The following is a 12435-nucleotide window of genomic DNA, read 5'->3' on the forward strand; positions in this document are numbered from 1 at the left end:
ATGCCCGGAATGTGGAATGTCCGGCGGTGCTCTCTACGCGGCGTGCCTCCCGCCCCCGCGCCTGCCCCCGCCCCGCGTCCGCTTGGTCGCCGGGACCAGCAGGCCGCCGAGCAGGCCGAGGCCGAGGGCGTAGGGCCACCAGCCGAAGCCATCGCCGCGGGCGGTGTTCGCCGTGCGGGCCTCGGTGATCGTCGTGCCCGATGATGACGAAGGGCGGGCGCTGGGGGAGGAGCTGCTCGCGGTGACGGCGGTCAGGACGACGTCGTTGCCGTCGCCGCCCCGGTAGGTGATGCGGTAGGTCGTGTCGGCCAGCTTCAGCCGGGCGCCTTCGCGAAGTCCCTTGAACGTGCCCGTCGTTGAGCCGCTCCCTGCGTGGTCGATGATCGTGACGGTCCGCGCGGGGTGCGTCCCGGCGGCCGACAGGTCCAGGTCGCCGGACAGAGCGACCTTGCCCGCCACCTTCAACGGCTTGGCGCCCAGCACCAGTTCGCCCTTCGCGCTCTGTGTGTAGGCGCCGGTCACGGTGACACCGCCCGCGAGCACACCGTCGTTCGTCACCGAACCCTTCACCGTGCCCGAACCGGTGAGCGAGGTCGCCACCCGCAGCCCCGACGTCCCGACGTCCAGCCGCGCCTTCGCCGAGGTGAGCCGGATCGCCTTACTGTGGGCGAGAGTTGCCCCCGACCGGAGCGCCAGCGTGCCCTTCGAGACCGTCGTCGTCCCCGTGTACGCGACCGCCGTGCCCGTCAATGTCGTCGTCGCGGTGCCCGACTGGACGAGGGAGCCCGTGCCGCGGATGTGCGACAGACTCACGGGGAGGGAGACGTTCGCCACGACCAGGGTTCCGTCGTCGGCGATCCGCCGCCTCTCGGTGCCGGTCAGCAGCCTGCCGTCGCCGCCCTGCTTCCCGGACCCCAGCCGCAGCACGGCCCCCTTCTCCACGGTCGTCGACCCGTCGTAGTACTGCGGCGCCGCGAAGGTCACGTCGTTCCCTCGCGTTCCCGCGACGACGATGTCCCCGGCGCCGGGCGCGGCCAGGGTGTCGTGGTACTTGCCGCCGCCGATCGGGGCACCGAGGGTCACCGGACCGTCGTAGTCGAAGGTCAGCCTGGACCGAACTCCGCTCGCCTCGTGGAGGTTGATGTAGACGGTGTCCTTGGTGCCCGGCATGAAGATGCGATGGGTGGTGCCGTCACCCCACTGGACGTTCGCCCCCTCGATGTTGGTGCCGCGCTTGTTCAACTGGTGTGCGATTGCCCGCCAGTTGAGGTTCGAGTCACTGAGCGACGGGTTCGTGTCACCGCCCTGGTCGCTGTAGCTGTACTGGCCGGTGAGGACGACCTTGCTGCCCGGCCGGGAGTGCACGTTGACGTCGCTGCCGTACGCGCGCTGGTAGAAGTTCTGGCGCAGGGTGATCGTCTGGTACAGCGGGGTGTCGATGATCCAGGAGCCCTGGTTGAGGATCGCGCGGGCGTTCGGCAGTGCCACCGGGTACTCGGGGCGGCCGACCGCCATGCCGGTGCCGTTGTCGATCACACCTGAGAAAGGGTGGGTTCCGGCGAGATCGAGCGTGCCCCACATGTTGCGCGGCTGGGTGACCAGGCCCGAGCCGCTGATGGTGCCGATGTTGAAGGTGCGGGTCAGGGAGAGACGGAGGGTGCCGTCGACCCGGACGTTGAGCTGGTTCAACTGGTAGCCCGGTGTGCTGTACGGGAAGTGGCCGATCAGGCCGGTGCCGCCGCCGGTGCCGTACTGGAGGGTCGTCCCCTTCTCGACCGTGATCGCGGGCGGGTCCGGGTTGCTGACCGTGGTGTACGGGTGGTTGCCGCCCAGGGTGGCCACCTTCTGCCGCTGCCGGGCCGCCGGGAGCGTGAAGTCGCTGTCCTTGGTGAGGACCAGCGTGCCCCCGCCGCGCACGGTCAGCGTGCCCTGGCCGCGGAACACACCGTCGTACGTCGTCGTCCCGGACGGCACGGTGACCACCGTGTCGCCGGTGAGCGTCACGTCCCGGTCCGCGAGGACGTCGGCCGTGGCGTCACGGGAACCGGCGGCCGAGGCGGGTGGAGCCGTCACCAGGAAGGCTACGGTCGCGAGGGCGCCTACTGCGGCTGCTGTCTTGTGGGAGGTATGGCTGCGCACGTCATGGGAGACGTGCGCGGCGGCCCGCGATAACAGAAATCCGCAACAGAAAACCCGCGACAGAAAGTCGGCGACAGAAATCTCGTGGCCGTCTTTGTCACGCGCGACCCGTTGACCTCCCTGTAACACACCCTTACCTTTTCGGCGTTCGTCATGACAGATGCCGTACGAAATCTCGAACCCCCCTCCGAGAGGCGTCAGATGAGACGTGTGTACGCAATCCTTGTCGCTCTGTGCTGTGTGCTCGCCGCGGCACTGGTGACCGCCGGACCGGCCCAGGCGGCGGCCCAGACCATCACCAACGGCACGCAGTTCACCGACACTTCGGGCAACGCTCTGCACGCGCACGGCGGCGGGGTGATCAAGGTCGGCAGCTACTACTACTGGTTCGGCGAGGACCGCAACGCCGACAACACCTTCAAGTACGTGGACGCCTACCGCTCCACCGACCTGAAGAACTGGGAGTTCCGGAGCCACGTCCTGACCCAGTCCAGCGCCTCCGAACTGGGCACCGCCTACATCGAGCGGCCGAAGGTCATCTACAACGCGTCCACCGGCAAGTTCGTGATGTGGATGCACAAGGAGAACGGCGTCGACTACAGCGAGGCCAAGGCCGCCGTCGCCGTCTCCTCGACCGTGGACGGCAGTTACACCTACCAGGGCAGCTTCCAGCCGCTCGGCGACAACATGTCCCGGGACATCACGACCTTCGTCGACACCGACGGCACCGCCTACATGGTCTCCGCCGCCAACGAGAACTACGACCTGCACATCTACAGGCTGACCGCCGACTACACCGGCATCGACAGCCTGGTCGCCAACCCCTGGGTCGGCGGACACCGCGAGGCGCCCGCCCTGTTCAAGCGCAACGGCGTCTACTTCATGCTGACTTCGGGCGCCACCGGCTGGAGCGCCAACCAGCAGCAGTACGCCACCGCCACCAGCATCACCGGCCCCTGGACGGCCTTCACCAACGTCGGCGACTCGACCGCGTACAACTCGCAGACCGCCTACGTCCTTCCGGTCACGGGGACTTCGGGCACCGCCTACCTCTACATGGGCGACCGCTGGGGCAACTCCTTCGGCGGCACGGTCGACGACTCCCGTTATGTGTGGCTGCCGTTGACCTTCCCGACCACGACCTCGATGTCCATGGCGTCCTGGTACCCGGAGGTGTCGATCGACACGGCCGCCGGCACGGTCACCGGGACGAGCGCGACGTACAACACGCTGATCGCCAGGAACAGCGGCAAGTGCGCGGACGTGGCCAACCAGTCGCTGTGGCAGTCCGTCGCCATCAGCCAGTACACCTGCAACAGCGGCACCAACCAGAAGTGGTGGTTCAAGGACCTCGGCACCGGCTACTACGAACTCATGGGCCGGGGCAGCTCGTTGTGCCTCCAGGAGAACGCGACGAACGTCACCCAGGAGAATTGCACCGGCGCCACCGCCCAGCAGTGGAGCCTGACCACGTCCGGCAGCTACGTCCTCGTCAAGGCCAGGACGAGCGGTGAGTGCCTGGACGTGTCCGGCGCGTCCACCGCCAACTCCGCCGCGATCATCACCTACACGTGCAGCGGAGCGACCAACCAGCAGTGGACGCGCGGTAGTTGATCCCGGCTACTTGACCGGGTTCCAGCCGTCCGTGCCCGCCAGGTACTTCTGGGCCGTGTAGTTCGCGGCCTGGGAGTCGGTGAGCTGCGGGCGGTTGGAGTTCACCGTCGCGCCGGCGCCGGTGTTCTTGTACTCGGAGAAGCGGGCGCTCTTCCAGGAGTAGCCGCTCATGTCCGTCCAGGGCCCGGCGATTTTCACGGCGGCGGGCAACGAGGTCTGACGGACGACCAGTTGGCCGACCGCGTCCGCCGAGGGGTGCCAAGGGCGGCCCAGGTAGTACGTGTTGGCCGCAGCCGAGCTGGTCACCGAGCTGCCGGTGATCAGGATGCCGTAGGTCTTGGCGGAACTGGTGTTGGGCGCCGACAGGAAGCCGTTGAGGCCGCCCGACGCGGCGCCCGAGTTGCGCAGTTGGATGTTGACCCGGTCGTAGACGGCGGTGGCGTTGCCGAAGATGAAGTCCACGTCGCCGGAGATGAAGGACGAGTAGAAGTACTGCCGGTACTGACCGGTCGACGACGGCGACCAGTTGAGGACGGTGTCCTGACGGCTGATGAACCGGTCGTTGGTGAACGTCTGCCGGTCGCCCTGCGCGGTGATCGCGACGGCCTGGGTGTCGGTGATGTCGGGGTGGGCCGACTTGTCGAAGGTGTTCTGGACGGTGATCCCGGTGACGGTGAGACCGCTCGCCGAGAAGGTCGCCACCGAACTGCCCAGTGTCCCGTACTTGTTGCCGGCGGCATCGGTGTAACCGGCGGCCCGGTCATAGGTGATGACGACGTCCTCGGCGTTGCCGGTGGCGCCCTTGATGGTCAACCCCGTCTTGCTCGTGGGCACGTTGACGATCTCGGCGTACGTCCCCTTCGCGACGGAGATCGTGTCACCGGCGGCGGCCGCGTTCACGGCCGCCTGCACGGTCGTGAATCGGCCCGAGCCGTCCTTGGCGACGGTGATGACGGTGGCGGCGTGCGCCTGGGTGAGCATCGCCGCGCCGAGGCCGAGGGCGGCCGCGGCACCGGCGGTCGCCGCGGCGGCCCGGCGCCGGGCGGGAGAGCGGCGGTGGGTCTTGGGATCAGTCATGCCCTCAAGTCGCCGCCGCTCGCCCGCGAGTTGCCGCCCTCAGGCCAGCAGATCGATCGCGTCGACCGAGGTCCCGGCGCTCAGGAACGAGGTCGTCCCCGAACCGCTCGCCACATAGATCTTCAGCGTGTTGTACGCGCTGGTGTCCGTCAGCCAGGCGGATGCCGGAACGCTGTACGTGAACGTGTAGTTGTTGCCCCGGTACGAACCCACGGTCAACGACCGGGTGCTTGGCTGGGTGGGCGGCGAGGGGACGGCCGAGGTCCAGGTGTCGTTGACCACGATCTGCGGCCGGCCGTTCGCGTAGGCCGTCGTCACACCGATGCGCAGGGTGTGCGCGGCGGCGGCCTGCGCGGCCGTCAGCTTGAAGTACACGATCAGGCCGCTGTTGACGTCCTTCCAGAGGTAGCAGGGGAACGCCGAGGTCTCGGTGCCGCTGCCGATGACGACATTGCCGGTCCAGGACGCGGCCCGTACGTCCGAGGGATGGGCGTACGTCATCAGGTCCGCGTTCTTGAACCCGCCCGGTGTGCCGTCCCAGTTGCCGATCCGCCAGATCGCGCTCGCGTTGGACGGGTCGTTCGAGGACGGGATCGCGATGCTGTTCAGCGTCGTCGTGCCGCCCGCCGTGACCGTCACCGACCCGGTGTAGACGGCGAGTTCACCCTTGAAGACGGTCAGCGTGTACGTCCCCGGCAGAACTCCCGTGACGGAGAAGTAGCCGTCCGAGGCGCGCGCCGAACCCCAGTACTGGGCGGCCGAGTTGGCGAGCCCGACCGTGTACGCGTACGCCGTGTCGCGCCCGGTGATGCCCACACCGGCGACCCGGCCCCGGCCGCTCGCGGAGGTGTACCCGGAGATGCCGAGCGAATCGGCCCAGGAGGTGGTGAGGTTGGCGTGGTAGAGCGCGGAGGAGGGCGCGCCACCGTCGGTCATCGCGATGACGTACGGGCCCTGGAGACCGAAGCGTTGAGCCTCCGTCTGGTTCTCCCCGTAGTACAGGATCTCGTACAACCCGCCGCCGTCCGCGCTCTGGTGACGCAGCAGCGAGCGGTAGAACGGGCCGCCGGACGCCTTCTCGTGGTTGCTGCGCACGACCCACAGGCCGACGCTGCCGGTGGTCCAGCCGATGTAGTCGTAGTCGATGACCCGGTGCTTCGAGTAGTGCTTGGAACGGGTCTGGCCGTCGGACTTCTCGAAGACGTCGGCGGACTCGATGGTGGTCGGCGCGTAAGTGTAGGAATCCGGCTCGTCGTTGAGGAACATGCCGGCCTTGACGCGCACGATGTAGCGGGTCGCGCTGACCGAGGTGTCGGCCTTGTTGGTCCACAGGTAGACGTTGTTCTCGCCGCTGCGGGCCGCGTAGTAGTGCTTCAGCGTGCCGTGCGTGACGGAGATCAGGATCGTCGTACCGGACTGCGCGATGGTCACCGTCGACGCGCCGAGGCCCGACTCGACATGCGAGTTCATGCCGCCGTAGCCCTGGTACTCGGTGCCCTTGTAGACCAGCGAGGTCAGATCGCCGTTCGTCTTGCTGACCTTGAAGACCAGACTCGCGCCGGTGTCGACGACGTAGTTCGAGCCGTCGTCGGTGTAGCCGAAGCTCGCGGCGGACGCGCTCTCGGCGAGCGGCCCGGCGAGCGCCGCCGAACCGGCCGCGGCCGCCGTGCCGAGGACGAAGGTGCGGCGGCGGACCGGTCTGTTCACAGAGCCGGACATGGGGGTGCCTCCTTCGGGAGGTGGGGGTGCGGGTGCTTTGGAGGGTGACAGTTGAATCGATTTCGCGAAAGGGCTTTCGCAGCCCCGGAGTTGGCGACGATGGAAAAACGCGCCGAGGTCTAGAAAGCGCTTGTCCATAGCGGTACGGTCCACCGCCAGGCCTTGTCGTCGGACGGAGGAGTCGCGAATGAGACGTTTCAACATCGCCCTGCTGGCCGCGGTGACACTGAGTACCGCACTGTCGGCGGCACCCGCGCAGGCCCACGACCGCACACCCCCGCTCGGCATCGCCGACTGCACCGCCACCGCCTGCCATTTCGACGTCCCGCCCGGCACCTACGACGTGAAGGTCCGCCTCGGCGGCGAGGCGGCCGCGAGTACGTCCGTCACCGGCGAGACCCGGCGCTCCCTGCTCCCCGAGACGGCCACCGCCGCCGGACGCACCGTCACCCGCAGCTTCACGGTCGACGTCCGCACCCCCGAGGGCGAACCCACCGGCCCCGACGGCACCCCCGGCCTCGACCTCACCCTCGGCGGCAGCGCGCCCGCGCTCGCCGACATCAGCGTCACGCCCGCCCACCGGGCCCGGCAGATCATCCTGATCGGCGACTCCACGGTCTGCGACCAGCCGGGCGACCCGTACTCCGGCTGGGGCCAACAGCTCCCGCAGTTCCTGCGGAAGGGCGTGTCCGTCGCCAACTACGCCGATTCCGGGGAGAGTACGGTCACCTACCTGGAGAATCCTCTGCTGTGGGGGACGGTTCAGCCGCTGATCCACCCCGGCGATCTCGTCCTCGTCCAGCTCGCCCACAACGACAAGACGACCGACGAGGCCACGTATCGCGCGAACTTGGAAACCCTCATAGCGGGTATCCGGGAGATGGGCGGTCGTCCGGTTCTGGTGACACCGATCGTCCGACGCTGGTTCAATGCCGACGGCACACTGAACAACGACATCGCGCTGCTGGTGAACGGACTCGGCGTGGACCTGCCGGGCGTCATCCGCTCGGTGGCCGCCGCCGAGGGGGTAACGCTGATCGACCTCACGGCGCAGACCAAGGCGCTGGTGGAATCGCTGGGAGTGGAAGGCTCCAAGGCGATCTATCTCTACAACGAGAAGAAGGACAACACGCACACCTCCGCGCAGGGTGCCACGGTGTACGCGGGCCTGGTCCGCGACGCACTCGTCGCCCGGCATCTGCTGCCGGAGGACCGGGTACGGGTGGGATGAGACCCGAAAGACCCCTGGGGCGTTCCGACCGGAACCGGAGCGCCCCAGGCTCCACCCCCCGCCCGTGAGAGTGAGCCGATGCGACTCCCCGCCGACGACCGCCTGTTGAGCCCGCGCACCGGCTACACCCGCGCCCACTGGGAGACGGCCGCCGACGCCCTCCTCGCCGCCGTAGAGCCGTACGCGACCGAGGACCGCGCGCTCTACCACCTCCCCGGCACGCATACGAGCTCGTCCGGCAGGCTCTCCGACGGCCTGGAGGGCTACGCCCGCACCCTGCTGCTGGCCGCCTTCCGCCAGGACGAGACGGCACTGGAACGCTACGCCGACGGACTCGCCGCAGGCGTCGCGGGCACCTGGCCCCGCATCGAGGACCGCAGCCAGCCTCTCGTCGAGGCGGCATCGATCGCCCTCGCCCTGCGGCTGACCCGCCCCCTCCTCTGGGACCGCCTCGACGAGCCCGTACGGCAGCGCGCGGCGGCCTGGCTCACCGACGCCCTCACCGCCGAACCCTGGCCCTGCAACTGGGAGTTGTTCCCCGTCACCGTGGGCGGCTTCCTCCAGGAGATCGGCCACGAGCCCGAGGCCTCCCGCAAGGCGATCGACCACGGCCTGGAACGCATCGAGCAGTGGTACGTCGGCGACGGCTGGTACGCGGACGGCGACGGCCGCAAGTTCGACTACTACAACGGCTGGGCGATGCACCTCTACCCGGTCCTGCACGCCTGGCTCGCCGACGACACCCACCTCCTCGACCGCTACGCCGGCCGCCTGGAACGCCATCTCGCCGACTACGCCCGCCTGTTCGGCGGCGACGGCGCCCCGATGCTCCAGGGCCGCTCCCTCACCTACCGCTTCGCGACGACGGCCCCGCTGTGGCTGGGCGCGCTGACGGGACGTACGCCGCTGCCGCCGGGGGAGACACGGAGGCTGGCCTCCGGCGCGCTCCGGTACTTCCTGGACCGGGGCGCGGTGGACGACCGGGGCCTGCTGAGCCTGGGCTGGCACGGCCCCGACGAGACCCTCCTGCAGAGCTATTCGGGCCCCGCCTCCCCGTACTGGGCCAGCAAGGGATTCCTGGGCCTGCTCCTCCCGCCGGACCACGAGGTGTGGACGGCCGTCGAGGAACCGGGTCCGGCGGAACGCGCGGACGCCGTCACCGCGATCACGCCCGCCAACTGGCTTCTCCAGTCCACCAGTTCCGACGGCCTGGTCCGTCTCCACAACCACGGCAGCGAGGACGTCCGCTACGACCCGTACTACACCCGCCTCGCCTACTCCACGGCCACGGCGCCCTCGCCGTCGTACGACAACAGCGTGATCGTCGGGGGCGATGCGAGCCGTACGGACATCGTGCCGTTGGGGGTGGGGGAGGGGTGGGCTGCCTCGCGGCACACGGCGGCCTCCGGTGCCAGGGTGACCAGCGTGGTGATGGCCGAGGGCGCGGTGGAGGTGCGGGCCCATCTGGTGGTGGGTGCCGCCGCCGGGACGCCGGTCCGGGTCACGGGCTGGCCTGCGGAGGGCGAGCAGACCGCCGAACTCCTTTCCCTGCACGGCCTGTTGCACGGCAAGGGTGTCGTCGGCGGCGGGCCCACCCTGTTCGTCGCCGTGGTACGGCTCACCGCGGAGCCGGACCCCCGTCCCCTCGTGGAGCTGGTGTCCGTGGAGGTCGACGGGGAGCACGGCGTGTCCGTTCGGTGGGCCGGCGGCGGGCGGACGACCTACCGGTTCACGGAGTCAGCCGGGCTATCCGGAGGCTCGTGACGGTCGGCGACGCCCCGGAAAGGGCGGTCGCGTAAGTCGGGGTGACAGGCGCGTATGCCCAGGTCAGGGTGCCGTTCTTCAGGACGGCCATGTCCCCGCTGATCCGGGCGCTCACGATCTTGTCCGCACTCTGGAACTTGCCGTTCCAGTCGATGAGCCGCAGATGCGTCCCCGTGAAAGTGCCGGTGCAGGTTCCGGCGGCGCACTTGGCGTTCTTCAGGGACTCCCAGGAGAGCAGCAGCCGGTCCTTGCCGTACGGCGCCACGTGCACGTTGACGTTCTCGGTGCCCGCGGCGCTGGTGAGGTAGATGGCCTTGCCCGGGGCGGAGTCGCGGTTCGCCATGAAGGCGACGGCGACCTGGTGGGTGCTCGTTTTCGGGGTCACCGTCCAGCCGCGTCCGCTGGAGTCGGCGGTGTTCTTCTTGGCCGAGGCGGCGCCGCGCGAGGCGAAGGCGGTGGCGTAGCGGCCACTCGCCGACTTCACCAGGTCACCGGTGCGGCCGGGGAAGGTACCACCGCAGTACCCCGCCCAGCACTGCTCGCGCTGCACCACCGGCGCGACGTCCGGGGCGCCGATCCCGGTGGAGACGAACAGTCCCGAGCGCCAGTCGTCGAAGCAGAGCGAGGTGAAGGCGCCGGAGGTCTCCGCGTGCAGCGCGATGCCCTCGTTGTGGCTGCAGCCCCAGCTCCAACCACCGCTCAGCTTGGCGCCCTTGGCGCTGACGTAGGCCAGCTTGTCGCCGAAGTGGCCGTCCGCGAAACCGCCCGCGCCGTGCACGACGAAGTACGCGCCGTACTTGGTGCCGTTCCAGGTGAGCTGGCCGTCGAGACCGGGGGAGGTGTCGTTCGAGGCGGTGCCGGTGAGCTTGGTGCGGAAGGTCTGCCTGCCGTTCGTGTAGCGGATGATCGCGGCGGCCGTCTCCTTCCACTTGTTGGTGTCGGCCACCCGGGTGAGCAGCGCGAAACCGTCGTCGTGTGCGACCAGACCGCCGACCTCCTTGGCACCCTTGACGATCGTGTCGGGGCCCGAGCGGGTGCCGGCGGCGCTGAGCGGGGTGACATGGACGCCGTCGGCGGCGGGCCAGGCGACGCGCACGGTGCCGTCAGGCGCCACGGCCGTGGTTGTACGGGTCCACTGGCGGGCGTTGTTGTAACCGGCCGTCAGGTAGGGGAACTTGGCGGTGAGCGCGATCGTGGTGCTGATCGGGGTGAGCGTGCCGGTCGTGGCCTTGGTGGCGGCCTTCGGGGTGGTCTTCGGGGCGGCGGCGGTGTTCGCCGTCGCAGAGGGGGCCGTAGAACTGCGGGTGGCGGCCTCGGCGCTCGTGGACGCGGATGCGGGTGCGGACGTGGTCGTGGTCTTACCGGCGGCGGCCGAGCCGCCTGTCTCGCCGCCGTCGCCGCTGTTCGACGCCGCGGTCGCGTACCACGCACCGCCCAGCAGGGCCGCGACGGCGAGCGAGCCCGCGAGCGGCTTTCGGGCGATGCGGCTGCGGGCGCGGCGACGGTGCGTGGTCGTGCGTCTTGCGTTGGTCATGCCCCCAAGTCGCCGCTCGGGCGGGGGAGGTTGCCGTGGTGCGGGGCGCAGAATTTCGGGGACGTTCGGGGGTGAGACCGGCTCCACAGCCGAGACGGGCCGATCCTGGTACGTTGGAAGCTTTCCTGGGTACCAAACTCTTTGGGCCTCGGTACTCAGGTATCAGACCCTTTTGGACTCACCACCGGCGAGGGACCGAGGAACCATGGCCATGGACCCCGGCGAGAAGCGACTGGCGGCCGCCGTCGTGATGGACGACGAGGGGCGCGTCCTGCTGGTGCGCCGCAGTGCGACCGAGCGGTTCCTGCCGCGTGTGTGGGGCGTTCCGTGCGGGAAGCTGGAGCCGGACGAGCGGTCCGAGGACGGCGCGCTGCGCGAGCTGAAGGAGGAGACCGGGCTCCTCGGCGAGATCGTCCGCAAGATCGGCGAATCGTCCTTCGTCAGCGAGTACCGGGGCCGCGAGACCAAGAACTGGCAGGACAACTACCTGGTCAGGCCGCTGACCCGGGAGATCACCCTCCCCGAGCCCGACCAGGCGTACCTGTGGCTGCCGCCCTCCGAGCTGGCCGGCGCCGGCATCGACATCGACGCGTACAACCTGGACGTCGTACGACAGGCCCTCACGAACTTCTGAGCGACTCCGCCAGAGCGTCCAACGCGCCCAGATAGTCCTTCACATCGAGCGGCACCTTCGCCACCGCGCCCGGATGCGGGCCCGCCGCCGTGAACACATCGGTGTGGCGCCGCCGGTCGGCACCCGTCTCCAGGAACAGCGTCACGGTCGGTACGTCCGTGTCGCACCAGGCCCGGTGCAGGATGTTCGCGGGCAGGGCGTAGGAGCTGCCCGCCGCGTACTGCCCCACATGCGTCAGCCGGAGCCGCGCGGGACCCGTCGGCCGCAACCGCCAGTCGGCGCCGTGGTCGGAGAGGGACTCCTCGTACCGGTCCGCGGTGATCCCGCCATCACCCCGCGCCTCGTACAGCTCCATCGCCAGCCGCCCCCGGACCACGTAAGAGGCCAGCGGGGAACGGTGGTTGTGGATGTCCTCCGTGCCGATCGCCGCCCTGTCCGGATGCCACAGATGGGCGCGCAGCATGTGCCGCGGACCGGCGTCGATCAGCAACAGCTTGTCGAAACCCAGAACATGACGGTACGACAGGTGCGCGCAGCCCTCCGGATCGCCCTCGCCGGAGGCGAGTTCGGCCACCAGCTCCAACAGGCGCTCGGGGGAGCCCAGTTCGGCGACGACGGCACGGGCCGCGGTCACCGTCCCATGGTCGGACAGTTCGCCGTCCAGCGCCTCGGTCAGCAGCCGCCGCGCCGCCAGGATCTGCCGACCACCCATGCACTCACTCC

Annotated in this window: 9 protein-coding genes; 4 read left to right on the forward strand and 5 right to left on the reverse strand. The window is 69.4% G+C overall.

From position 1 onward, the window contains the following. Window positions 1-33: 33 nt before the first annotated feature. A complete protein-coding gene (locus ABZT04_RS18075) occupies window positions 34-2139 on the reverse strand; it encodes an autotransporter (protein ID WP_356057574.1) in 2106 nt (701 codons plus the stop codon). A 201-nt stretch (window positions 2140-2340) separates the two neighbouring features. Here ABZT04_RS18075 and ABZT04_RS18080 point away from each other — a divergent pair, with 201 nt between their 5' ends. Continuing rightward, window positions 2341-3753 carry an RICIN domain-containing protein gene (locus ABZT04_RS18080; protein WP_356057575.1) on the forward strand — a complete coding sequence of 471 codons (1413 nt, stop codon included), beginning with the start codon at window positions 2341-2343 and terminating at the stop codon, window positions 3751-3753. Window positions 3754-3759: 6 nt separating this feature from the next. Here ABZT04_RS18080 and ABZT04_RS18085 read toward each other — a convergent pair whose 3' ends face one another. Together ABZT04_RS18085 and ABZT04_RS18090 are read right to left on the reverse strand one after the other, a co-directional pair. Beyond that, window positions 3760-4830 carry a pectinesterase family protein gene (locus ABZT04_RS18085; protein ID WP_356057576.1) on the reverse strand — a complete coding sequence of 357 codons (1071 nt, stop codon included), beginning with the start codon at window positions 4828-4830 and terminating at the stop codon, window positions 3760-3762. 39 nt (window positions 4831-4869) lie between these two features. Continuing rightward, a complete protein-coding gene (locus tag ABZT04_RS18090) occupies window positions 4870-6549 on the reverse strand; it encodes a rhamnogalacturonan lyase B N-terminal domain-containing protein (protein WP_356057577.1) in 1680 nt (559 codons plus the stop codon). Window positions 6550-6736: 187 nt separating this feature from the next. On the opposite strand from ABZT04_RS18090, the gene ABZT04_RS18095 reads away from it, so the two are divergent. Together ABZT04_RS18095 and ABZT04_RS18100 are read left to right on the forward strand one after the other, a co-directional pair. Further along, window positions 6737-7780 (forward strand): rhamnogalacturonan acetylesterase, encoded by a 1044-nt coding sequence (locus ABZT04_RS18095; RefSeq protein ID WP_356057578.1) that lies wholly within the window; start codon window positions 6737-6739, stop codon window positions 7778-7780. 78 nt (window positions 7781-7858) lie between these two features. Further along, window positions 7859-9544 (forward strand): DUF2264 domain-containing protein, encoded by a 1686-nt coding sequence (locus ABZT04_RS18100; RefSeq protein ID WP_356057579.1) that lies wholly within the window; start codon window positions 7859-7861, stop codon window positions 9542-9544. On the opposite strand, the gene ABZT04_RS18105 is transcribed toward ABZT04_RS18100, so the two are convergent. Continuing rightward, entirely contained in the window at window positions 9510-11078 is a 1569-nt protein-coding gene (locus ABZT04_RS18105; RefSeq protein WP_356057580.1) for a hypothetical protein, read from the reverse strand. The genes ABZT04_RS18100 and ABZT04_RS18105 overlap by 35 nt on opposite strands. Window positions 11079-11289: 211 nt before the next feature. Between ABZT04_RS18105 and ABZT04_RS18110 the strand changes: the two genes are divergently transcribed. Beyond that, complete coding sequence (locus tag ABZT04_RS18110) at window positions 11290-11712, forward strand: NUDIX hydrolase (protein ID WP_356057618.1); 423 nt, start codon at window positions 11290-11292, stop codon at window positions 11710-11712. Here the strand turns inward: ABZT04_RS18110 and ABZT04_RS18115 are convergent. Continuing rightward, window positions 11699-12424 (reverse strand): hypothetical protein, encoded by a 726-nt coding sequence (locus ABZT04_RS18115; protein ID WP_356057581.1) that lies wholly within the window; start codon window positions 12422-12424, stop codon window positions 11699-11701. The two genes, ABZT04_RS18110 and ABZT04_RS18115, sit on opposite strands and share 14 nt — an antisense overlap. Window positions 12425-12435 lie beyond the last annotated feature (11 nt).

Source organism: Streptomyces sp. NPDC005492 (genome assembly GCF_040605995.1).
In the GTDB taxonomy this organism is placed as follows: domain Bacteria; phylum Actinomycetota; class Actinomycetes; order Streptomycetales; family Streptomycetaceae; genus Streptomyces.